At 66.7% G+C, this 23,431-nt stretch carries 20 protein-coding genes and 1 tRNA gene; 17 read left to right on the top strand and 4 right to left on the bottom strand.

What is annotated here, in order from left to right:
- Nucleotides 1-72: 72 nt before the first annotated feature.
- From BLU38_RS08040 to BLU38_RS08020, 5 genes are read left to right on the top strand one after another with little or no spacing between them, the layout of a single operon-like run.
- Entirely contained in the window at nt 73-1,650 is a 1,578-nt protein-coding gene (locus BLU38_RS08040) for an ABC transporter substrate-binding protein (protein ID WP_091522669.1), read from the top strand.
- A complete protein-coding gene (locus tag BLU38_RS08035) occupies nt 1,650-2,750 on the top strand; it encodes an ABC transporter permease (RefSeq protein WP_091522666.1) in 1,101 nt (366 codons plus the stop codon). Before BLU38_RS08040 ends, BLU38_RS08035 begins: the two co-directional genes overlap by 1 nt.
- A complete protein-coding gene (locus BLU38_RS08030) occupies nt 2,747-3,652 on the top strand; it encodes an ABC transporter permease (protein ID WP_197680038.1) in 906 nt (301 codons plus the stop codon). The genes BLU38_RS08035 and BLU38_RS08030 overlap by 4 nt, the downstream gene beginning before the upstream one ends.
- Entirely contained in the window at nt 3,649-4,476 is an 828-nt protein-coding gene (locus BLU38_RS08025) for an ABC transporter ATP-binding protein (protein ID WP_091522662.1), read from the top strand. The genes BLU38_RS08030 and BLU38_RS08025 overlap by 4 nt, the downstream gene beginning before the upstream one ends.
- Nucleotides 4,473-5,261 carry an ABC transporter ATP-binding protein gene (locus BLU38_RS08020; RefSeq protein WP_091522657.1) on the top strand — a complete coding sequence of 263 codons (789 nt, stop codon included), beginning with the start codon at nt 4,473-4,475 and terminating at the stop codon, nt 5,259-5,261. Before BLU38_RS08025 ends, BLU38_RS08020 begins: the two co-directional genes overlap by 4 nt.
- 757 nt (nt 5,262-6,018) lie before the next feature.
- Here the strand turns inward: BLU38_RS08020 and BLU38_RS08015 are convergent.
- A complete protein-coding gene (locus tag BLU38_RS08015) occupies nt 6,019-6,789 on the bottom strand; it encodes a DeoR/GlpR family DNA-binding transcription regulator (RefSeq protein ID WP_091522653.1) in 771 nt (256 codons plus the stop codon).
- Nucleotides 6,790-6,944: 155 nt separating this feature from the next.
- Between BLU38_RS08015 and BLU38_RS08010 the strand changes: the two genes are divergently transcribed.
- The 11 genes from BLU38_RS08010 to BLU38_RS07960 all read left to right on the top strand — a co-directional run bounded on the left by BLU38_RS08010 (nt 6,945) and on the right by BLU38_RS07960 (nt 19,682).
- Complete coding sequence (locus BLU38_RS08010) at nt 6,945-7,844, top strand: SIS domain-containing protein (RefSeq protein WP_231920231.1); 900 nt, start codon at nt 6,945-6,947, stop codon at nt 7,842-7,844.
- A 43-nt stretch (nt 7,845-7,887) separates the two neighbouring features.
- Nucleotides 7,888-8,871 carry an ROK family protein gene (locus BLU38_RS08005; protein ID WP_157683291.1) on the top strand — a complete coding sequence of 328 codons (984 nt, stop codon included), beginning with the start codon at nt 7,888-7,890 and terminating at the stop codon, nt 8,869-8,871.
- 2 nt (nt 8,872-8,873) lie between these two features.
- Nucleotides 8,874-10,058, top strand: a complete 1,185-nt coding sequence (gene nagA / locus BLU38_RS08000; protein ID WP_091532112.1) for an N-acetylglucosamine-6-phosphate deacetylase — start codon at nt 8,874-8,876, stop codon at nt 10,056-10,058.
- On the top strand, nt 10,055-10,921 hold the full coding sequence (locus BLU38_RS07995; protein ID WP_231920230.1) for a class II fructose-bisphosphate aldolase: 867 nt from the start codon (nt 10,055-10,057) through the stop codon (nt 10,919-10,921). The genes nagA and BLU38_RS07995 overlap by 4 nt, the downstream gene beginning before the upstream one ends.
- Nucleotides 10,922-11,275: 354 nt before the next feature.
- A complete protein-coding gene (locus BLU38_RS07990) occupies nt 11,276-11,971 on the top strand; it encodes a metal-dependent transcriptional regulator (protein ID WP_091522638.1) in 696 nt (231 codons plus the stop codon).
- Between the two features lie 5 nt (nt 11,972-11,976).
- Nucleotides 11,977-12,750 carry a class I SAM-dependent methyltransferase gene (locus BLU38_RS07985; RefSeq protein WP_157683290.1) on the top strand — a complete coding sequence of 258 codons (774 nt, stop codon included), beginning with the start codon at nt 11,977-11,979 and terminating at the stop codon, nt 12,748-12,750.
- 121 nt (nt 12,751-12,871) lie between these two features.
- Nucleotides 12,872-13,276, top strand: coding sequence for a thioredoxin (trxA, locus tag BLU38_RS07980; RefSeq protein WP_091522631.1), 405 nt, complete (start codon nt 12,872-12,874; stop codon nt 13,274-13,276).
- 469 nt (nt 13,277-13,745) lie between these two features.
- Nucleotides 13,746-14,726 carry an ABC transporter permease gene (locus tag BLU38_RS07975; RefSeq protein WP_091522627.1) on the top strand — a complete coding sequence of 327 codons (981 nt, stop codon included), beginning with the start codon at nt 13,746-13,748 and terminating at the stop codon, nt 14,724-14,726.
- Nucleotides 14,727-14,779: 53 nt separating this feature from the next.
- Entirely contained in the window at nt 14,780-15,718 is a 939-nt protein-coding gene (locus tag BLU38_RS07970) for an ABC transporter permease (RefSeq protein ID WP_091522623.1), read from the top strand.
- Nucleotides 15,715-17,805 (top strand): ABC transporter ATP-binding protein, encoded by a 2,091-nt coding sequence (locus tag BLU38_RS07965; RefSeq protein ID WP_091522620.1) that lies wholly within the window; start codon nt 15,715-15,717, stop codon nt 17,803-17,805. Before BLU38_RS07970 ends, BLU38_RS07965 begins: the two co-directional genes overlap by 4 nt.
- 158 nt (nt 17,806-17,963) lie before the next feature.
- Nucleotides 17,964-19,682 (top strand): ABC transporter family substrate-binding protein, encoded by a 1,719-nt coding sequence (locus tag BLU38_RS07960; RefSeq protein WP_091522617.1) that lies wholly within the window; start codon nt 17,964-17,966, stop codon nt 19,680-19,682.
- A gap of 79 nt (nt 19,683-19,761) precedes the next feature.
- Here the strand turns inward: BLU38_RS07960 and BLU38_RS07955 are convergent, their stop codons facing one another.
- The gene (locus BLU38_RS07955; RefSeq protein ID WP_157683289.1) at nt 19,762-20,826 is read right to left on the bottom strand and encodes a YeiH family protein; all 1,065 of its coding nucleotides are present in this window, start codon (nt 20,824-20,826) and stop codon (nt 19,762-19,764) included.
- A 194-nt stretch (nt 20,827-21,020) separates the two neighbouring features.
- Between BLU38_RS07955 and BLU38_RS07950 the strand changes: the two genes are divergently transcribed.
- Nucleotides 21,021-21,096: transfer RNA gene (locus BLU38_RS07950), tRNA-Arg, on the top strand.
- A gap of 29 nt (nt 21,097-21,125) precedes the next feature.
- Here the strand turns inward: BLU38_RS07950 and BLU38_RS07945 are convergent.
- Together BLU38_RS07945 and BLU38_RS07940 are read right to left on the bottom strand one after the other, a co-directional pair.
- Nucleotides 21,126-22,430: an alpha-amylase family glycosyl hydrolase gene (locus BLU38_RS07945; RefSeq protein ID WP_091522611.1), complete on the bottom strand. Its 1,305-nt coding sequence runs from the start codon at nt 22,428-22,430 to the stop codon at nt 21,126-21,128.
- Nucleotides 22,427-23,395 carry a hypothetical protein gene (locus BLU38_RS07940; protein WP_157683288.1) on the bottom strand — a complete coding sequence of 323 codons (969 nt, stop codon included), beginning with the start codon at nt 23,393-23,395 and terminating at the stop codon, nt 22,427-22,429. Before BLU38_RS07940 ends, BLU38_RS07945 begins: the two co-directional genes overlap by 4 nt.
- Nucleotides 23,396-23,431 lie beyond the last annotated feature (36 nt).

Here is a 23,431-nt window from a genome sequence, read left to right as displayed (position 1 = left end):
GGACCGGGTGGCTGTCATAGGTTCGGCCACGACCGTCGGTCGCGCAGGGCAACACGAACCGAGGAGTTTCTCATGGGAGTGAAACGTCGTACCGTGCTCGGTGGGTTGGCGGCGCTGGCCGTCGGCGGTGCGGTCACCGGATGCAACAGCGACAGCGGGGTCTCCGGTGGCTCCGGCGGCGGTTCGGGCGGCGCCAAGGCGCTGGTGGTCGATGATCAGTTCGACGTCAAGACGATCGACCCGGCGCGGCAGTTCGAACCGACCGGATCGACGCTGGACCAGCAGATCTACCAGCAGGCGCTGACCTTCACCGGCACCGATGTGAAGAAGGTCCAACCGGACATCTGCAGCTACCAGATCTCCTCGGACAACAAGATCGTCACCCTCAAGATCGAAGGCAAGCACACCTTCTCCGACGGCACCGAAGTCACCGCCGACGACATCGTGTTCTCCTATCAGCGGGTGCAGGGGATCAAGGGCAATCCCTCATTCATGTTGGACGGGGTGACGGTGGAGAAGGTCGACGACAGCACCGTCAAGCTGACCAGTGAGGCACCGAATCCGCAGTTGCCGTACATCCTGCCGAATGCGTCGCTGAGCATCGTCAACTCCAAGGTCGTCAAGCAGAACGGTGGGACCACCGGGACCGACGACAAGGCCGAGCAGTTCCTGAACGAGAAGTCCCAGGGCTCCGGTGCCTACATGGTGGAGTCCTACAACGCCCAGTCCAAGATCACCCTGAAGCCGAATCCGCACTACGCCGGTGACAAACCGGTCTACGGCCGGATCGTGATGGAGAACGTCACCGCCGACTCGCAGAAGGTCAACCTGCTCGGCGGCACCGCACAGATCGCCACCGGCATCGCCCCGGACGAGATCGCCAGCCTGGACACCTCCAAGGCACAGTTGATCAAGGGGACCAGCACGACGACGATCTTCCTCTGGTTCAACGCCGACCCGAAGTACGGCAAGGCGGTTTCCGATGTGCACTTCGTCAACGCGATGCGGCATGCAGTGGACTATCAGGAGGTGCTCAAGGTCGCCGGAGTCGGTTCGGTCCAGCCCGGCGGTCTGGTGCCGGTCTCGTTCCTCGGTGCCTTGGAGTCCGACGAGGCGAACAGCTACGACGCGGCGGAGGCCAAGCGGGAACTGGCGGCGTCGCCGTACAACGGTGAGCCGATCACGGTGTTGTACTCCAACGACGTCGGCTACAGCCTGGACGAGGTCGCACAGACCGTTCAGGCACAGGTGAAGAAGGTCGGCATCAACCTCAAGCTGGCGCCGCAACCGTCGGCGACCTCGCTGGATCGGTTCCGCAGCGGCAAGCAACAGGCCGGAATCGCCTACTGGGGTGCGGATTATCCGGACCCGGCCGACTACTTGGTGTTTGCGCCGGGGCAGAGTGTTGCCGTCCGAGCAGCCTGGACACCGGCCCGCGGCAAGGCAGCGGCGGCACTGGCCAAGAAGGCTGCCGCGATCACCGACAACGACGATCGAGCGGCCGCATACCAGGAGCTTCAGCGGGAGTTCAACCGGAGCGGGCCGTGGATCCCGCTCTACCAGCCGCCGGCGGTGACCGTCGCGGCGCCGACGTTGAAGAACGTCGTGGACAACCCCGCGACCGGAATCCTCTACCGCAACATCACCTGATGACGGCCTCCGCAACACCGGCGACGGCACTGGAGTCGGCCGGACCGAAGATCGAAGGACAGCGTGGCTTCTTCGCCCGTTATCCGTTGGTCCGCTACATCCTGGTCCGCCTGGTGGTCAGCGTCGTCCTGCTCTGGGGTGTCACGCTGGTGACCTTCGTGTTCACCAATCTGGTGCCGTCGAATCCGGCGCAGGCGGCCCTCGGCGACCGGGCAGCGTCCGATCCGGCGGTGGTGGCACAGTTCAACCACGAGTACGGCCTGGATCGTCCGGTGTGGGTGCAGTACGGCGTCTACCTGTCCCATCTGCTGCACGGCGATCTCGGCCGGTCGACACAGACCCATCAGCCGGTTGCTGCCGACCTGGCGACGGTCTTCCCGGCGACGGTCGAGCTGGCCGTCGTCGCGGTGATCATCGCTGCGCTGTTGGGGATCCTGCTCGGCCTCCATGCGGCGCTGCACCAGCGGTCGCCGGTTGATCAACTGATCCGGGTGGTCAGCCTGATCGGGGTGTCGACACCGACCTTCTGGATGGCGCTGGTGATCTACTTCCTGCTGTTCTACAAGCTCAATCTGTTCCCTGGGTCGGGGCGGCTGGACCCGGCGCTGGTGCCGCCGCCGCAGGTGACCGGCTTCTACACCGTGGACGCCCTGATCGCCGGACAGTCCCACGTCTTCATCAACGCCGTCCAGCACCTGGTGTTGCCGTCGCTGGTGTTGGTGATCTACAACCTCGGCTACCTGGCCCGGTTCACCCGGTCGTCGGTGCTGGACGTGTTGGGCAACGACTACGTGACGACAGCGCGCGCCAAGGGCTTGCCTGCCCACGCCGTGACCGGTCGCTACATCCTCCGCGGTGCCCTGGTGCCGATCCTGACCATCGTCGGGATCTCCTTCGGCGGCGTGCTGTCCGGGGCCGTGCTGACCGAGACGGTCTTCTCCTGGGGAGGCCTGGGACAGTACGCCTACAAGGCGTCGACGACCCTGGACCTGCAGGCCGTGATGGGTGTCGGTGTCGTCGTGGGGGCGGTGTTCGTCGGCGTCAACTTCGTCGTCGACCTGCTCTACGGTCTGATCGATCCTCGGGTGCGTGTCGGATGAGCCAGAACACCGGGGAGCCGGGGACGACCGGAACGCTGCCGGTCCGACGCCGTCGGACCATGATCAATCTCCCGTCGACGTGGCGGCAGCCGCTGTCGGTCATCGGCGTCGTGATCATCGTGCTGTGGGCGCTGATCGCGGTCTTCGCGCCGCTGATCCAGCCGTACGATCCCTTGGCCCAGGTGGCCGACCGGCTGCGGCCGCCGAGCGGTGATCATCTGCTGGGGACCGACAGCCTCGGACGGGATCTGTTGTCCCGGATCATCGCCGGGTCCCGGATCACGCTTCCGGTGGCGTTGATCGTCGTGGTCGCATCGGCCGTCGTCGGGATCACCGTCGGCGCCATCGCCGGCTACTTCGGTCGGGTGATCGACGAGGTGCTGATGCGGATCACCGACCTGGTGTTCGCCTTCCCGACGATCATCCTGGCGATGGTGATCACCGCCGCTCTCGGGCCCGGGATCCAGAACGCGATCCTGGCCATGTTGTTGGTGTCCTGGCCGAGCTACGCCCGGGTCACGCGGTCGCTGGTGCTCGGCGCCCGGGAGAGCGACTATGTGGTGGCCGGCAGGTTGCTCGGCCGCAGCATCTGGGCTTCGTTGCTGCGGGACATCCTGCCCAACGTGATCACGCCGCTGCTGGTGCTGGCCACCATGGACTTCGGCTCGGCGATCCTGACCATCTCGGGGCTTTCGTTCCTCGGGCTGGGCACCGTGCCGCCGAGTCCGGAGTGGGGTGCTCTGGTGTCGGAGGGGGTCGGCCAGTTCAGCTACTGGTGGATCGCGGTCTTCTCCGGGATGGCGATCTTCACGGTGGTGATCGCGTTCAACTTCGTCGGAGATGCTCTGCGTGACTCGCTCGACCCGCGGACGCAGGAATCGGTACGGGGGCAGTCGATATGAGCGGCCCGAACAGCGCTGGTCCGGATGCGTCGACCGGGGGTCTGGTGATCAGCGGACTCGAGCTGCGGATCGGATCGGCGACCGTCCTGGACGGTGTCGACTTCACCGCGGCGCCGGGGCAGGTCAGCGGGCTGGCCGGCGAATCCGGATCGGGCAAGACGATGACCGGGATGACGATCATGGGACTGCAGCCGGCGGGCGCGGTGCTCGGCGGCAGCATCCGATTCGGCGACAGCGAACTGATCGGGCTGGCCGACAAGCAGCGGAACAGGCTGCGCGGACGTCATATCGCGATGGTGTCGCAGGATCCGTCCACTGCGTTGCATCCGATGATCAGCATCGGCGCGCAGCTCACCGACCATCTACGACACCATCTGCGGATCCGGCGAACCGACGCACTGCAGCGCGCGACCGATCTGTTGGGTGAGGTCCGGGTCCCCGACCCGGGGGCTGCGTTGCGACGTTACCCGCATCAGTTCTCCGGCGGACAGCTGCAGCGGATCGCGATCGCGTCGGCGCTGGCCTGCGAGCCGGAGCTGTTGATCGCCGACGAACCGACGACCGCGCTCGACGTCACCGTCCAGGCCGGCATCCTGCGGCTGCTGCGTCGGCTCTGTGACGACCGGGGGATCGGCATCGTGTTGATCACTCATGATCTTGGTGTGATGTCGGCACTGGCCGACACGATCACGGTGTTGCGGTCCGGCAGCGTCGTGGAGCACGGCTCGCGCTACCAGGTGATCAACGACCCGCAGCACCCGTACACCCGTTCCTTGATCGACGCATTGCCGGACCGGATCGCTGCCGAGGAGGGGACGTCGTGAGCACGCTGCAGTTGGATGACGTCGGTGTCAGTTATCGATTGCCCGGCGGTCAGCGACTGCTTGCCGTCGACGGCGTCGATCTGCAGGTGGCGGCCGGTGAGGTCGTCGGTCTGGTCGGTGAGTCGGGCTGCGGCAAATCGACACTGGCCAAGGCGATCTGCGGTCTGGTGCCGCTGTCCGCCGGCCGGGTGCGCTATGACGATCGGCCGATCGGCAGGCTCGGTCTGCGGACCCGGGCAGCCGAGCTGAGGCGGATCCAGATGGTGTTCCAGAATCCGTACGCCTCACTCAATCCGCGCCGCAGGGTGCGTGATCAACTCCAGGACGGTCGACGGATCAATCCCGGTGCGGCGCCGTCGGTGGCCGAGTTGCTCGACCAGGTCGAGCTGCCGGCCGATGCCGGTGCCCGGTTCCCGCATGAGTTCTCCGGCGGGCAACGGCAACGGATCGCGATTGCGCGGGCGATGGCCGCCGGACCGACACTGCTGATCGGCGACGAGCCGATCGCCTCGCTGGACGCCTCCCTCCAGGCGAGGATCGCCAGCCTGATGCGAGAGGTCGCCCTGGCCGCCGGCGCGTCGATGCTGTTCATCAGCCACGACCTCGCCGTGGTCCGGTTGATCGCCGATCGCGTGGCGGTGATGCGCGCCGGCCGGATCGTCGAGCTCGGACCGACCGAGCAGGTCTGGCGCGAGCCGGCGGACGCCTACACCAAACGGCTGCTGGCCGCGATCCCGGTCGCCGACGGACGAGGACGGCTACCGGAGGAACTGGCTGTGGACTGATCAGCGGGGGATCACTGGATCGTCAACGCCGGCGGACGCGCTCAGCGGAGGTCGGGCTGCTGCGGACGTCTGAGCTTCCGACGAGGTCCGGGCTAGGAGTTCTGGGCTAGGAGGCCCGGGCTAGCAGGCCCGGGATTCGAGCGCTGCTCCGGAGCCGAAGGCGTACCAGGCTCTGCATCCGAGGATCTGCTTCGCGGTCGGTCCCAGGAACGGACAAACCCGCGAGCTTGCGACGATCCCAAACCGCTCACTTAGGGAGAACGGTCCTCGCGGGGAGGTGGTGGGTCCGTCGGCCGGGGGACAACTCCGGCGCTCGCGGGTTCGGGTGTGCGGCTGTGGATTCGCCGGCCGCTCGGCCAGTGATCCAGACCAGCTGAATCGTTAGCAGCGGCTAGCTAGCCGTCACCTCACATGTCCGATAAGCAATCATTCTTCGGACCACCTCCTTTCCGTGTGTGATCAACGGTAGGTCGCGCCGCTCTGCCGGTCAACGGATTTGCCGGGGCAGCCAGATGTGGTGCGCGTCACAGCCGCCGCCTCCGCAGAGCTTTCGGGCCGGCAGGGTCGAGCCTGGGACACCACCGTTCCGCCCGCTCCCCGCCATGTGGCATCTCGTACTGCGAAATCGCCCCGTCCGCCCGCTTTTCGAGGACGATATGGCGCCACGTGCTGCGTTCTGACCCGAGGGAATGGGCGGGGTGGCGCCTGCCCGGGAAGGGCTGCGAGCCGGCGTGGGTGTCGCGTTCAGGGAACGGGATCAGGCGAGGATGACCTCGACGCCGTTCTTGCGCATCCGCTTGACCTGGTCGGGGTCGGCGTCGCTGTCGGTGAGGACCGCGGCGACCTCGTCCAGCTGGCAGATCCGGGAGAAGCCGATCTCACCGAATTTGGTCGCGTCCACCACGACGATGGTCTGCTTGGCGCGGGTCACCATGATCCGGTTGATGGCGGCCTCGGCCTCGTCCCCGGTGCTGACGCCGGCGTCGGCGTCGATCCCGGTCGCGCCGAGGAAGCAGATGTCGGGGGTGAGCTGGCTGAGCGTGTCCGCGGCCAGAGATCCGACCAGTTCATAGCTCTGCGGCCGGGCCACACCACCGCAGACGACGATCTTGATGAACGGCCGGACGGTCAGCTCGGTGGCGATGTTGATCGCATTGGTCAGGATCGTGACGCCGTTGTGCAGTGCTGCCGAGGTCGGGATGGTGCGGGCGATCTCCACGGTGGTGGTGCCGCCGTTGAGCGCGACGGTGCAGCCGGGCCACAGCATCTCCACCGCGCGTTCGGCGATCCGGGTCTTGGCCTCGGCATGCGAGCTGGACTTGTAGCGCAGCGGGAGGTCGTAACTCGTCGAATTGGGCACCGCACCACCGTGTGTACGGGACAGCAACTGCTGGTCGGCCAGATGATCAAGGTCGCGCCGGATGGTGGCCGCGGACACCCCGAAGAACTCTGCCGACTGCTCGACGTCGATCCGTCCGTGGTCGACCAAGCGCTCGAGGAGGGCGGTCAATCGCTCGGCTCGGGTCATCGGGGTGGGCCTCCTGTTCGATCCCTCATGGCGAGAAGATCAGAGCGACGCCCGTGTGGGCGTTTCCAGCATGATATGTTCATATCTGCTTGTTTGAGTAGCAAACACGCAAATATCAGCCCTTCGGGCCCCTCTTCTCGCAGATGGAGATCACGGTGAGCACTGCGTCGGATGCCGGGCAGCACGTCACGGCCGAAATCGCTTCCCAGCCCGAGACCTGGGCCCGCGGCATCGAGCTCGCCGGCCGGGTCGCCGGGCAGCTCGGCAAGCCCGGCGAACGTATCGCATTCGTCGGCTGCGGCACGTCCTGGTTCGTCAGTCAGGTGATCGCCTCCTGGCGCGAATCGGCCGGCCTCGGTGAGTCCGACGCCTTCACCGCCACCGAGGCCCCGCTCGAACGGGGCTACGACCGGGTCGTCACCATCACCCGATCCGGCACCACGACCGAGATCATCGAGTTGCTGAACGGGCTCCGTGGCAAGACGCCGACGGTGTCCTTGACCGCGGACCTGTCCACCCCGGTGGTCGACGCCGCGGACGAGATCGTCGATCTGTCCTTCGCCGACGAGCGCTCGGTGGTGCAGACGCGCTTCGCGACCACCGCGATGATGCTGTTCCGACAGGCCTACGGGCTGGTGCCGGACGGCATCGTCGAAGCGTGCAGCGAGGCGACCACCGCCGAGCTGCCGCCGGCCCACGCCGCCGCCGAGCAGGTCAGCTTCCTCGGCGCCGGCTGGACCATCGGTATCGCCAACGAAGCGGCACTGAAGTTCCGTGAGACGTCGTCCAGTTGGGCCGAAGCGTATTCGGCGATGGAGTATCGGCACGGCCCGATCAGCGTCGCACAGCCGGGACGGTTGACCTGGATGTTCGGCAAGGCGCCGCAGGGTCTGGCCGACCAGGTGGCGGCGACCGGCGCCGAGTTCGTCGATCATGATCTTGACGGAATGGTCGATCTGGTGCTCGCACAGCGGGTCGCGGTGGCCCGGGCACTGCAGCTCGGTGGCGATCCGGACACCCCGCGCAACCTGACCCGTTCGGTCGTGCTGTCCTGACCGTCACCACGACGCGGGGGAGGACGCCAGGAGGATGGGCGCGATGACGACGACCGCCGAGCTGGTCGCTGCTGTTGATCTTGGTGGCACCTTCACCAAACTCGGCTTGATCGACCGGACCGGTACGGTGCGGGCCGAGCAGCGGGTGCCGACCAAGATCACCGCCGGAGCCGATGATGACGGCCGAGGCACCGTCGACTGGCTCGGCGACCAGATCGCCGAGCTGGCCGCGGCCGGTGCTACCGACATCGGCGGCAGCGTCACCGCCTTCGGGGTGATCGTGCCGGGCATCATCGACGCCGTCGCCGGCACCGTGATCGCCGCGCCGAATGTCGGCTGGTCCCAGATCGAGGTGGCTGCACCGTTGACCGACCGGCTCGGGCTGCCGGGTGCGATCGGGCACGACGTCCGGACTGCCGGCCTGGCCGAATGGCAGCTGGGGGCCGGCAAGGGCGTCTCCAATCTGATCTTCGTCCCGCTCGGCACCGGGATCGCTGCTGCGGCCGTGGTCGACGGCCGGTTGTTGGAAGCCGACGGGTACGCCGGCGAGCTCGGCCACGTGTCGGTGCCGGCTGCCGGTGACCAGGTGTGCGCCTGTGGCCGGATCGGGTGTCTGGAGATCGTCGCATCGGCCTCCGGCGTGGTCCGCAACTACGCCCAGCTGACCGGGGAGACGGCGCCGCCGACCGCCGAGCAGATCGCGGTCGCAGCGCGAGGCGGGGACCCCGCCTCGCTCGCGGCGTTCGAGATCGCCGGCCGTGCGCTGGCCGAGGCGTTCACGATGGCCCTGACTCTGTTGGGTCCGGAGATGATCGTCGTCGGCGGTGGCCTCTCCGGCGCCGCCGACCTGCTCTTCGGGCAGATCGAATCCGAGTTCGACCGGCGACTGAGCTTCCAACGCCGACCGACCTTGATCACCTCGGTCTTCGGTAGTCAGGCAGGACTGATCGGTGCCGGGCTGCTGGGCTGGCGGCAGGCGGAGGAGAACGACTCGTCGACCGACCCGGGCCGACCGGAAGGCAGATGATCATGGCCGAGCAGTCAACCGGGTCGACGGCTCGGATCCGCTTGCGGTGTGCACATCTGGTGACTCCGACCGGGACGCTGACCGACGGCGTGGTGGTGATCGACGGCGACACCATCACCGAGGTCCGATCCTTCACCGATCACGATCTCGAGTCGGGTGAGCCGATCGAGAAGATCGACGGATGGGTGCTGCCGGGCTTCGTCGACACCCATACCCACGGCGGTGCCGGACGCGATCTCGGCAGCACCGACAGTGACGACATCCGCGCCGTCGCCGCGTTCGCCCGCCGGCACGGCGCCACCAGCATCTTCGCCAGCCTGGTCACCGCCGAGCTGACCCGGATCGAAGATCAACTGAGAACTCTCGGGCCACTCGTCGCTGCCGGAGAGATCGCCGGCATCCACGCCGAGGGTCCGTTCCTGTCACCGGAACGACGTGGCGCCCACGATCCGCGCCTGTTGCGACATCCGGAACCCGAGGCCGTCGACCGGATCCTCACCGCTGCCGACGGTCGACTGTCCATGATCACGATCGCACCCGAGTTGCCGGGCGCGCCGGAGGCGATCAGCCGCTTCGTCGACAACGGCGTCGCGGTGGCGATCGGGCACACCGACGCCGACGACCGGATCGTCGCTGCGGCGGTCGATGCCGGTGCTCGGGTCGCCACCCATCTGTTCAACGCGATGCCGCCGATCCATCACCGTCACCCGGGGCCGATCCCGCTACTGCTCACCGATCCGCGGGTCACCGTCGAGTTGATCATGGATGGCGTGCACCTGCATCCGGAGGTGCTGGCGATGGCGGTCGCGGCCGCCGGGCCGGACCGGGTGGCGATGGTCACCGACGCGATGGTCGCGACCGGAATGGACGACGGTGACTACCGGCTCGGTGACCTGGAGGTGGCCGTCGAGGCCGGGGTCGCCCGGCTGCGTACTGCCGACGGCAGCGTCGGCTCGATCGCCGGGTCGACGCTGACCATGCAGGCTGCGTTCGGTTATGCCGTGCAGACGCTGGGGCTGTCGATCACTGACGTCGCCGCGATGGCGGCGACGACTCCGGCTCGGACCCATCGGCTGGATTCCGTCGGCACCGTCGAGCCGGGCCGTCGAGCCGATCTGGTGGTCGTCGATGATCAAGGAAATCTGCACGCGGTGATGGCCGCCGGACAATGGGAGGACCGTCAGTGACACTGGCCAGACTGACCGACCTGATCGGCCGCGCAGCTGCCGACGGCCGCGGCGTCGGGGCGTTCAACGTGTTCAGCATCGAGCATGCCGAGGCGCACGTTGCCGGTGCCGAGGAAGCCGGGCTGCCGGTCGTCCTGCAGTTGTCCCAGAACGCAGTGAAGTATCACCGCGGCCTGGAGCCGATCGCCTTGGCCACCCTGTCCATCGCGCGAACCGCGACCGTCCCGGTCGTCGTGCACCTGGACCATGCCACCGACGACGCTCTGGTCGACGAGGCGATCGCGATCACCCGAGCCGAGAAGGCGGCCGGCCGCGACGGGTTCGGCTCGGTGATGTACGACGCCAGCGCGCTGGACTACGACGCCAATCTCGCGGCCACCGCCGATGTCGTCCGCCGCTGCCGGTCCGCCGGGATCGACGTCGAAGCGGAATTGGGCGAGGTCGGCGGCAAGGACGGCGTCCACGCGCCGGGAGCCCGTACCGATCCGGCCGAGGCCACCGCGTTCGTCGAGGCCACCGGAGTGGACGCCTTGGCGGTCGCCGTCGGCTCCTCGCACGCGATGACCACCCGGACCGCCGCACTCGATCTGGACCTGATCTCACAGTTGGCTGGGGTGGTCGGCGTACCACTGGTGCTGCATGGCTCCTCGGGAGTCCCCGACGACGAGATCGCCCGCGCGGTCCGGGCCGGGATCACCAAGGTCAACATCGCCACCCATCTGAACGTGGTGTTCACCGATGTCGTCCGCGGGCTGCTCACCGAGAACGCCTCGATGGTGGACAGCCGGAAGTATCTCGGCCCGGCCCGGGAGGCGGTCGCCGTCGAAGTGGCGCGCCTGCTGGCCCTGCTCGACAGCAACTGACCCGGCAGCCGGAGCAGGACAGCGGCGAGGGCTCGGGCAGCCGAGGTCATCCCCACCGACGTCGGGTGAGCGGAGGCGTACGGTCGGCGCCTTCGCTGGACTCCCGTTCGGTTCCCGCAGTGCACTGCAGCGTGGATCCATCGATGTGCCGCTGCTGCGCGGCCCCATACGGGCACATCGCCGGCGTTGCCGACGCTCAACGGTCAACCAGACCGCCCTCGCGCCGGCGCCTGGCCGATGTACCCGTCTGGTGCCGCTCGCGACACGGCACATCGATGGATCCACGCTAATCTTGCATCGTTCCAGATTTGAGCAGAATCGGCCCGACCTGCCGGTTTGTCACGAGGAGTTGCCGTGCGGGACCTGATCGACACCACCGAGATGTACCTGAAGACCATCTTCGAGCTGGAAGAGGAAGGCATCGTCCCGCTGCGGGCCCGGATCGCCGAGCGGCTGCACCACAGCGGACCGACGGTGTCCCAGACCGTGGCCCGGATGGAGCGCGACGGGCTGCTGCATGTCGAGGGCGACCGGCACCTCGAGCTGAGCAAGCTGGGCCGGCAGCGAGCGACCCGGGTGATGCGCAAGCACCGGCTGGCCGAGCGGCTGCTGACCGACGTGATCGGGCTGGAGTGGGAGCTGGTGCACGACGAGGCCTGCCGTTGGGAGCATGTGATCTCCGAGGAGGTCGAGGAGCGGCTGGTCGAGCTGCTGAAGGCGCCGAGTGCCTCGCCCTACGGCAACCCGATCCCGGGCCTGAACGAGCTCGGTGTCAGCTGTCAGGTGGAGGGCTTCCGGGACGGCAACGCGCCGCTGGCCGAGGTCGTCGATCCCGACGGCGCACCGTTGGCGGTCCGCGTGTCACGCATCGGTGAGGAGCTGCAGAAGGACGTCGAGCTGATGGCCACCCTGCGCAACGCGGGGATCCAGCCGGGCGTCGAGGTGAAGGCCGGCGTCGGCGGTCTGGGCTACGTGCTGCAGCCCGAACAGGGCAGCGGATGCGAGATCGACTCCGCTTCCGGGGTCCACCTGTTCGTTGCGACGGTCTGATTCCGATGGCGCCCGAGGACGCCGACTGGTCGGACTATCTGGCCGACTTCCACGCCAAGCGGCCGGGAGCGGTGGAGACGGTGCTCTCCCAGTCCCTGGCCGGCGACCACACTCCGTACCGCTGGCTGGCCCGCGCCGTTTCCGGGCCGGCCAGGACGGTGCTGGATCTGGCCTGCGGTTCGGGCGCGATGTCGCGCGAACTCGCCGCACCGGACCGTACGGTGATCGGCATCGACAACTCCGCTGCGGAGTTGAAGCTGGCCGCCGAACGGGGGCCCGGGCCCTGGCTGCGCGGCGACATCCGCGCGCTGCCACTGGCCGATGGTTCGGTGGATGCGGTGACCGCATCGCTCGGCCTGGTGGTGGTGCCCGAACGGGATCAGGTGCTCGCCGAGGTCGCCCGGGTGTTAAAGCCGGGGGGAGTGCTGGCAGCGATCGCACCGGCGTTGCGCGGGATCGCACCGCGGGACCTGCGGGTGCTGACCCGGGTGACCACCCGACTGCGGACAAAACCGCAATTCGCCGGACCGTTGGAATTCACCGGCTTCAGTAAGGCGCTGGAGGCCCGCGGCCTGCGCAAGGTCGAGGACGGCCGCCAACGGTACGGCTTCTGGATCACCTCCCGTGCCGATGCCGAGACGGTGATGTCGGCGATCTACCTGCCGGACACCCGCTGGTCCCGGGTCGAGGCCGCGATCGAGCACCTGGAGGACCGGGTCGCCTCCCGTGGACCGTTCGAGATGGCGATCCCGATCCGTCGGCTGGTCGCGATCAAGTAGAGCGTCCCGCACGTCACGACCGTCGGAATAGTCGCCGGTACGGTGGCGTTGGACATCACGAAGGCAACAGAACCAAACCGCCTGATCCGCCGCCGGCGGGCCGGGCAACAGAGGAGTTCGGATGGCAACCGTCGACATCAGTGCCGACACCTTCGAGAAGACGATCACTGACAACGACATCGTGCTGGTCGACTTCTGGGCTGATTGGTGCGGCCCGTGTAAGCAGTTCGGGCCGGTGTACGACAAATCGTCCAGCACCCACGAGGACGTCGTTTTCGCCAAGCTCGACACCGATGCCAACCAGGAGCTGGCCGGCGCGCTGGGCATCCAGGGCATCCCGACGCTGATGGCGTTCCGGGAAGGTGTGCTGGTCTTCAACCAGGCCGGCGCGCTGCCCGCCAAGTCGCTGGAGGAGGTCGTCACCGCGGTCAAGGGGCTGGACATGGAAGAGGTCCACGCCGAGGTCGCGAAGATGCAGGCCGAGCAGGACGGTCAGGCGCAAGGCGCTTCCGCCGAGCAGGGCTGACACCAGCAACGAACGGGCCGGGTGGAGCATGGTCTCCATCCGGCCCTTTGCTGTGCCCGGGAATCTTTCTGCCGGGTTCGGGATTGTTCTGCCCGGTCGGGATACTTCGCCGGCACATTCACCAGGTGGTGGGGCTCAGGGCCGGCCGACGCCGCCGATTCGACACCGGCCGAATACACACGACTGTTGCAACACTGTGACAGTTTGGCGCCCAGAACTCGACGCGCGTTCGACGCTGGCGGTCTATAGTCTCGCGAGGAATGGCTGACCAGGAGGCGCGAGGGGTGCAGGCGCAAGATCTTGTCGCGGCGGGGGCCAAAGTGACCAGTTCCTCAGGAGCGGCAGCTCCTGAGGACGTTTTGTTGCGTGGCGTGTCTGTGGGTTACCGTCCATCGTCGGACGGACTGTCCTGCCCGTCCGGATTTCTCGGCGTCGTTTCGCAGCGACCCGCATCCTGGAGGACTCGGTAGTGGTCAAGTATCTGCTCCGGCGCATCGGCGGCTGGTTGCTGATGATTGTCGTCGCGACCAATCTCACCTATTTCCTGGCCAACGCCTTCCTCGATCCCCGGTCGTTGTACATCGGTCGACGACCACCGCTGTCGCAGTCGGCGATCGATCAGCTGTTGCAGGTCAACAACCTGAACGACAAGGTCAGCATCTTCGAGCGCTGGTGGATCTGGATCAAGGGCATCGTCCTGCACTGGGACTGGGGTAACAGCCCGGTCGGTGATCCGGTCAACGCCCAGGTCGGGTTCCGGATCTGGGTGAGCGGCGAGCTGGTGATCGGCGCCTTCATCCTCTACACGCTGATCGGCGTCGCGCTCGGCGTCTTCGCAGCGTCCCGGCAGTACAAAGCCGCCGACCGGGTCACCCAGGCGCTGTCGATCATCACCCTGAACATCCCGATCATCGTCGCGGCACTAGGGATCGTTCTGCTGGCGATCAAGTTCAATAACGCCGTCGGAACACGGATCTTCTACGTCACCGGTTCCAAGAGCCAGGACGTGCACGGTCTGGCAGTGATCCCCGACGTCGCTCAGCACCTGGTGTTACCGACCATCGCGCTGATCATCGTGAACTACGCCTCCACCCAGATGCTGCAGCGGTCTCTGCTGCTGGACAACATCTCCGCCGACTACGTCCGGATGGCGCGAGCCAAAGGCCTGACCAAGGCCCAGGCGATCCGCAAGCACGCGCTGCGGCCCTCGCTGATCCCGGTCGCCACCCAGGTCGCCTTCTCGATCCCCGCCCTGTTCACCGGTGCGGTGCTGACCGAGTCGATCTTCAACTGGGAAGGCATGGGGAAGTACTTCATCGACACGATCGGTAAGTCCGACGTCCACGGCGTTGTCGCCGTCGCGGCGTTCGGTGCATTGATGACGGCGATCGGCGCGATCCTCGCCGACATCGCCGTCGTGGTGCTGGATCCACGAGTGCGGGTGAGCTGAGATGGCCCCGTACGGAGGTGAGCTGAGATGGCCCCGAACGGAGGTGAGCTGAGATGGCTTTGACCGATATCGACAACGACTCGATGCGCGATCCGGAGGCGTCCTCGACGACGCCGGCTCCGTCGACCGGACGGCGACGGCTGTCCCGGCGGCAGCTCTACACCCGGCGCTACCTGCGCAACCGCCCGGCCGTGGTCGGTCTGGGGATCTTCGCGATCCTGGTCCTGTTTGCCGTGCTCGGCGGACTGATCGCCAAACACGACTACCTGGCGACCGACTTCATGAACCTGTCGACCGGACCGACGCCGGACCATTGGTTCGGCACCAACGACGCCGGCAACGACCTGTACGCCCAGACCGTGCACGGTCTGCAGCGGTCCCTGATCATCGCCCTGATCGTTGCTGCCGGCAGCACCGTGCTCGCTGCCGTCATCGGCGCCTCGGCGGCCTACTTCGGCGGCCCGTACGAGCGGATCGTGCTGACGGTGATCCACTTCCTGATGGTGATCCCGACCTTCCTGATCCTGTCGCTGTTCTCCAACAGCTCCGGCGGCGACTGGAAGGTGATCGCGATCATCCTGCTGTTGATCAACTGGTTCTTCCCGGCCCGCACCGTGTGGACGCTGTCGCTGTCACTGCGGGAGCGGGAGTACGTGTCGGCGGCCCGCTACATGGGTGTCGGCGGCTTCAAGGTCGTGTTGCGGCACATCATCCCCAACATCGGCTCGCTGCTGATCATCCAGTTCACCCTCGGTGTGGTCGGTGCGGTGCTGGCGGAGACCAGCCTGTCCTTCATCGGCTTCGGCGTGAAGGCCCCCGATGTGTCGCTCGGCTCGCTGATCGGTGGCGGTGCCGACACGATCACCAGCTCGCCCTGGCTGTTCTACTTCCCGGCCGGCGCGCTGACCTTGCTCACGGTGTCGATGGCCCTGGTCGCCGATGGCCTGCGCGACGCTCTCGATCCGACCTCGGCGGCTGGAGGCCGGGCATGACCGATCCGGTGCTGAGTGTCCGGGACCTGCGGGTCAGCTTCCCGTCCGAAGCCGGACGGGTGGACGCCGTCGACGGTGTCTCCTTCGATCTGTTGCCCGGCCGGACGCTGGGCATCGTCGGTGAGTCCGGATCGGGCAAATCGGTGACCTCGCTGGCCGTGATGGGACTGCTGGCCGACTCGGCCCGGATCCGCGGTTCGATCAAGCTCGGCGACCGCGAGTTGCTCAACCTGAACGACAACGAGATGTCGAAGATCCGCGGTCGCGACATCTCGATGATCTTCCAGGACCCGCTGTCCTCGCTGACCCCGGTGTTCTCGATCGGCGATCAGCTCATCGAGGCGCTGACCATCCACAACACGATGTCCCGGCGGGATGCCGCCGCCCGGGCCGTCGAGTTGCTCCGGCTGGTCGGCATCCCCCAGCCGGAGAGCCGGATGAAGTCGTTCCCGCACGAGTTCTCCGGCGGCATGCGGCAGCGTGTGGTGATCGCCATTGCGATCGCCAACAACCCGAAGGTGATCATCGCCGACGAGCCGACCACGGCCCTCGACGTCACCATCCAGGCACAGATCCTGCAGGTTCTGAAGCGGGCCCAGGAGGAGACCGGCGCGGCGGTGGTCATGATCACCCACGACATGGGAGTGGTGGCCGGCACCGCCGACGACGTCGTGGTGATGTACGCCGGACGTCCGGTCGAGCAGGCGTCGGTGCATGACCTGTTCTCCGAGCCGCGGATGCCGTATTCGATCGGTCTGCTGGCGGCGATCCCGCGCGCGGACAAGAGTGAGAAGGCTCCGCTGGTCCCGATCAAGGGCAATCCGCCGATCCTGATCGATCTCCCGGCCCGGTGCCGGTTCGCCGATCGCTGCCCGATCGCGGTCGACGAGTGCCGAGTGACCGATCCGGAACTGATCGCGGTCCCCGATCTCGGCACCGTCGATGCCGCGGCCGGACGCGACACGTTGGCGGTGCCCCATCAGGCTGCTTGCATCCGTTCCGACGAGATCCGGGCCGGTGGCATGATCAACGACGAGCCGGTCTATCCGGTGCCGGAGATCCCGGACGGCGAACTGGCCACCGTCCCGCGCGAGCAGCGCCCGGTGGTGCTCGGGGTGGACAACCTGATCAAGGAGTTCCCGCTGCTGAAGGGCGCGGTGCTGAAGCGGCGGGTCGGCACCGTGTACGCGGTGAACGGCATCTCCTTCGACATCCGCGAAGGCGAGACGATGGCCATCGTCGGCGAATCAGGATGTGGCAAGACCACCACCCTGCTGGAGATCATGGATCTGGCCGACCAGCCGAACGGTGACATCCAGGTGGCCGGCCGCAGCGTTTCCACGCTCAGCCGTCGGGAGACCCGTGCTCTGCGTCGCGACCTGCAGATCGTGTTCCAGGATCCGATGGGGGCGCTGGACCCGCGCCTGACGGTCTTCGACATCATCGCCGAGCCGCTGAGGTCCTTCGGTTACAGCTCGGCCGACATCGAGGCCCGGGTCGACGAGCTGATGGAGCTGGTCGGTCTCAACGTCGAGCACAGCGATCGGTTCCCGGCCGCCTTCTCCGGTGGTCAGCGGCAGCGGATCGGCATCGCCCGGGCGCTATCCAGCAACCCCAAGGTGATCGTGCTGGACGAACCGGTGTCGGCACTGGACGTGTCCATCCAGGCCGGTGTGATCAACCTGTTGGACGAGTTGAAGGCCAAGCTCGGCCTGTCGTACCTGTTCGTGGCCCACGACCTGTCGGTGGTCCGACACATCGCCGACCGGGTCGGCGTGATGTATCTGGGCAAGTTCGTCGAGTACGGCGACATCGACTCGGTCTTCGACAATCCGCAGCACCCGTACACGCAGGCCTTGCTGTCTGCGATCCCGTTGCCGGATCCGATCAAGGAACGGACCCGCGAACGCATCCTGTTGTCGGGCGATCTACCCAGCCCGATCGACAACTCCCCGGGTTGCCGGTTCGTCAGCCGCTGCCCGCTCTACCTGACGCTGCGTGAAGATCAGCGGGTTCGTTGTCGGGAAGAAACACCACAGCTCACCGGAACGGAGGGGGTCCACACCAATGCATGCCATTACCGCTGATGCAGCCAGTGCTGCCGATCAGACGATCACTGCCGATCGGCGCGTGCGACCGGGTGCTCCGTCCGGTTTGCACGAGGGGAAAGGTCCTGGCTATCGAGTGATGAGATGAACAACAGAACCCTTTGTTTCGTTTGATCAAAGTTGTGAAAGGAAGTCTCATGAGACTCGGCAAAAAGGCCGTGGTCGCCGGCGTGGCGGCACTCGCCCTCGCGCTGTCTGCCTGCGGCAGTGGTGGTAGCAGCGGCAGCGGTGGCGATGGGAACGGTGACGGGGCGGGCCAGGGCAGCACCGAACTGTTGGCTGACTACAACCCGCAGCCGCGGGACAAGGTGAAGGACGGCGGCACGGTCACGCTGCCGATCACCGAGGTCTCGGCTCAGCAGAACACGTTCCAGGCAGATGGATCTGCCTACACCAACCAGCTGTGGACCTGGTACAACCCGCAGATGATGTTCTTCAGCCCCGAGGGCGAATGGTCCTTCAACAAGGACTACCTCAGCGATGTGAAGGACGAGGAGAAGGACGGCAACACCGTCATCACCTACACGATCAACCCGAAGGCCAAGTGGAACGACGGGTCACCGATCACCTGGGAGACGTTCAAGACTACCTGGGAGACCAACAACGGTAAGAATTCCAAGTACATCGCCAGCAGCACCGACGGCTACTCCCAGATCAAGTCAGTGACCAAGGGCGCTGACGACAAGCAGGCCGTCGTCACCTTCGATGGTCCCTGGGCATGGTGGCAGGGCCTGTTCAACCTGGTGCTGAATCCGCATGTGGACAACCCGGACGTCTACAACAAGGGCTACCTGAACAAGATGCACCCGGAGTGGGGTGCAGGCCCGTACACGATCGACAACGTCGACTTCAAGACCGGCATCGTCAACTTCAAGCAGAACCCGAAGTGGTGGGGCGACAAGGGCAAGCTGGACAAGCTGACCTTCAAGCAGATGGAAGACACCGCCTCCATCAATGCCTTCAAGAACGGTGAGATCGATCAGACCGGTGTCGCCACCAAGGACCGGTTGGCGCAGGTCAAGGACATGCCCGACACCACGATCCATCGCGCGACGCGGCTTTACGTCGGAGTGTTCGAGCTGAACGCTGATCGACCCGTACTGAAGGACGCCAAGGTGCGGCAGGCGATCATGGAAGGCATCGATCGGCAGACGGTGGCAAAGATCCGCTTCAACGGGCTGGACTACAGCGAGAAGCCGCCGGGTTCGCTGAACCTGCTGCCTTTCCAGGACGGCTACAAAGACTCCTTCACCGAAGCCGGCTACAAGTACGACAAGGCCGCGGCCGGCAAGATGCTCGACGAAGCAGGCTGGACCAAGGGGTCGGACGGCATCCGTGAGAAGGACGGCAAGAAACTGACCTTCGAGTTGCCGCTGACCGGCGACGACCCGTCGATCATCGCTCAGGGCAAGGCGATCGTGTCGATGCTGAAGGAGATCGGCGTCGACATGAAGATCAAGCAGATCGCCAGCGCGGACTTCTCCAATGTCTTCAGCGGTGGCGACTGGGATGCCTTCCTGCTCGGCTTCACCCAGAGCGATCCGTTCGGTGTGGCCTACATGTGCCAGTTGTACTGCTCGAGCTCCACGTCGCTGAACAAGTCGGCAACGGCGGACAAGGCCGACGATGCCAAGATCGAGGCGCTCTGGAAGATCTCAGATCAGAAGGAGCAGACCGAGGCGGGTATGAAGCTCGAGGTCGAGATCATGAAGAAGACCTGGGGCATCATGCCGATGTGGAACGGCCCGTCGATCTCGGTGACGAAGAAGGGGCTGGCCAACCTGACCCCGGAGCCGTACTCGGGTCTGGACGGATTCGGCATCCAGCCGGTACAGAACTTCGGCTGGCAGAAGTAGCACTGGATCCTCAGTTGGACTGACTGATCGGCGGGATCGCACCTCGGTGCGGTCCCGCCGTTCGCGTTCCGTGATGTCGTCAGCCCACCAGGAGCTGCAGCGCCAGACTGCTCAGGGTGACCGTCACCCAGAGCAGCGCGCCGAGCAACAACGGCCTGCCACCGGCCCGACGCAAGGCCGCGATGTCGGTCGTCAACCCGATCGCGGACAGTGCGACGGTGATCATGAAGAGCGCGAGGCTGCCCAGCGGCTGCTGCAGTGCGGTGGGGATCAGGCCAACGGAGTTGGCGATCGCCATCAGGACGAAGCCGACCAGGAACCACGGCACCAACCGCAGCACGCGGGGAGAGCGGGTGCGCCGCGCCTCGCCGGCGGCCTGACCGGCGGCGACCTCGGCCGCGGCCTGTCGGCGCCGGACCAACGCTGCCAAGCCCAGGCAGATCGGGATGATCATCAGGCTGCGGACCAGTTTGACGACCACCGCGTGGTGGGCTGCCTCGGGCCCGTAGGCGGCTGCCGCAGCGACCACCGAGGAGGTGTCATTGACCGCGGTGCCGGCAAACAGGCCGAAGGCCTGCTGGCTCATCCCGAGCAGGTGACCGATCGCCGGGAAGGTGACGACGGCGGCGATGTTGAACAGGAAGATCGTCGAGATCGCGTAGGCGATGTCCGCGCTCAGCGCCCCGACCACCGGTGAGACCGCCGCGATCGCCGAGCCACCGCAGACCCCGGTGCCGACCCCGATCAGCGTCCGCAGGTCGCCGACCACGCCGAGCAGCCGTCCGAACAGCCAGGCGGCCGTCAGGCAGAGCGCCAGCGTGCCCAGCATCACCGGCAGCGACGTCAGGCCGACCCGGGCCACCTCGCCGACCGACAGCTGGGTTCCGAGCAGCACGATCGACAGCTGCAGCACCGGGTGGCTGGCCAGCTCGATGCCCGGCGTTGCCGGCCGGCCCGGCCGGAAGATCAATCGCACGAGCACGCCCAGGAGCACCCCGGGCACCGCGCTCCCGAGCACCGGCAGGATCCGGCCGATACCGGTCGCGCAGGCCGCGATCGCCAGCGCCAACCCCAGACCGGGCAGGACCGCGAGGACGCGGCGCGCGATGGTCGGCCCTGAGGGTGGGGTGGCAGATGTTGTCATGGCAGCATCCATCGTCTGTCCCGCCGGCTGTCCGGAGTACCCCTGCGCGACTTGTGTAGCCACAAGCGCACCTTGTGGTCGAGGCGCATCGTGGTCGGCTGCTGTGCCGCGGCGGGCGCAAGATGCAGCTTCGGCGGCCGATGCCGTACGCTGGGGTCGCCCGACTGGGTGCCGGAACCGAGACTCCCGGCGTTGCCCTCGTAGCTCAGGGGATAGAGCAACCGCCTCCTAAGCGGTAGGTCGTGCGTTCGAATCGCACCGAGGGCGCCAGTGGCGCGGGCCGGTCCCGACCGACGGCCTCACTCCGCAGCGAGAATGCACCAGCCGTGTGGCTCCACGTCGCCTGGTGGGCGCCCGGGGGCGGAAGCCGCCAGCACGGCATCACCGGCACTGGAGTCGGTCGACAGGGGCTCGTCGGAGAGATTGAGGATCAGCCGGAGAACGGATTCGTCCGCGGCTCGCCCGGACGCGGCGAGCACCAGCCGTTCATCCTCGAGTAGCTCGACGTCGACGGTGGCGTCTGCCAGATACCGATGGCGGCGACGCACCGCGATCAACTGCCGATACAGATCGGGCAAGCCGTCGACGGCCGGAGTCAGCTGGTCCGGAGTCGGCGGGAACGCCGGCCGGATCGCATCGTCACCGCCGAGCCGGTCCTCCTTGACACCGGGCAGCCCGTCCCCGTCACCGTAGTAGACACTCGGCACCCCCGGGAGGAAGAACAACAGTGCGACCGCGTGCGGAAGATGGCGTTCGTCGGTGATCATGCTGGCGATCCGGGTCACGTCGTGATTACCGATGAAGGTCAGCGGCTGGAAGGCGGCGACGAAGTCGGCGTGTCGTTGCAGGGCCCAGGACAGCTCGAAGAAGTTGTGGTCGTTGATCGAGCTCCAGATCGCCTTCCACAGCTCGTACTGGGTGATCGAGTCCAACCCCGAGGCGGCGGCGTATCCGGCGTAGTCGCCGTGGATCATCTCACCGACGAACCAGGCCTGCGGATGTCGTTCGCGGATGACCGGCAACACCCCGGCCCAGAACGCCGCCGGCACCTGATAAGCGGCATCCAGCCGCCAGCCGTCGACACCCCGCTGCAGCCAACGATCGAGGACGCCGGTCACCAGCTCGGCGACCGGTGGATGATCATGATTGAGCGCGACGAGTCGATCATGGCCTTCGAAGTTGTCCGGCACCGGCTGTCCGTCGCGTTCGGTCCAGCGCAACCAGCGGCCGGCCTCGGAGTCCGGTCCGTCCTGCACGGCTGCGCGGACGCGGGGATGGGCGCGACCCAGATGGTTGAACACGCCGTCCAGCAGGACCCGGATCCCACGATCGTGGGCTGCCGCCACGAGCCGGTCGAAGTCATGATCATCGCCGAGCCGCCGATCGATCGCGAGATGGTCGACGGTGTCGTACCCGTGACTCTCCGATTCGAAGATCGGCCCCAGTAACAGCCCGTTACATCCCAAGCTGATCAGGTGATCCAGCCACGACACATCGGGTAGCCGGTGCTCCAGCCGACCGGCGGGCAATCGGCTCGGCTCGGCGCCGACGAAGCCGAGTGGGTAGACCTGCCACCAGATCGCCGTACCGGACCAGTCGATCATCGGCTGACCTCGAGGCCGGTCTGCCGTTCCTCACCGGAGACCAGGGTGAGCTTGCCGGCTTCCGGGACGATCGCGGCGAACATGCCGCCCCAGTCGGAGACCACCTGGCGATAGTGGTCGGGATAGGTCTTGTGTTCGGTCGCGGCCGGTGCGAAGAACACCGACTTGCCGGCCGACGCGGTGACGGTCTGGTTGAAGCTGTAGCTGCCCAGTGCCAGGTAGCCGCCATTGATGCCGATCGCGATCAACAGGCTGCCCGGCGTGTATTCACGAGCGACCGTCCCCATCGCGGCCGCCTTGCTGGTCTCGGTTGCCAGGTCGTCGGCGAAGCGCTGCCGGACATCACTGGCTCCGAACTTCTTCGCGTCGGCCGAGTCCGGATCCTGCAACGCCTTGGCCACCAGACTCGGGACCGTGTTCGGGACGGCGGCGAAGTCGGTGCTGTCCGGAGCGATCGAGGACAACGCCTCCTCAGAGCCGAAGTCCGGCACGTCGTCGGCGTACATGCCGCCGCTGAAGACCCGCAGCCATCGTCCGGCCTCTCCTTGCCGGACGTAGAGACCGAGATTGCGCCACGGTGCGGTGGTGTTGCTGTAGCTCCCGACGGTGACCAGGCGTTGTTGATCACTGTCGGTGGTGGAAGCGATCGGGTGACCGGTGGACTGCGGGAAGGTGAATTCGTCGGTCGTCCTCGGGTTGTGCAGCCGCGCCGCGAGCTTCATGGCCGCCAGATCGCGTTCCAGCAGATCGCCGGCCTCGACGGTCTTGATCAATGCCTGGTCCCGCTTCCGCATCGCCTTGAACGATTCCCGTGCGTAGCGGTCCTGGAGCTGTTGCACCTCCGCGGCGGTGAGCCGGGGAACGTTGTCACCCGGGCGCTGGCAGCCGGCGAGGATCGGCACCGTGACGGCCAGGCCGACCAGACCGAGCAGCCTCCGACGGTCGAGCCGTGGACCGTCGTACATCGGTTGCTCCCGTCGTTCGGCACTGCCCGCCACCGC

It is taken from the genome of Microlunatus soli (assembly GCF_900105385.1).
GTDB classification, from domain to species: domain Bacteria; phylum Actinomycetota; class Actinomycetes; order Propionibacteriales; family Propionibacteriaceae; genus Microlunatus; species Microlunatus soli.
The sequence above is the reverse complement of the archived record's forward strand: the minus strand, read 5'-3'. Positions and strand labels throughout refer to the sequence as shown.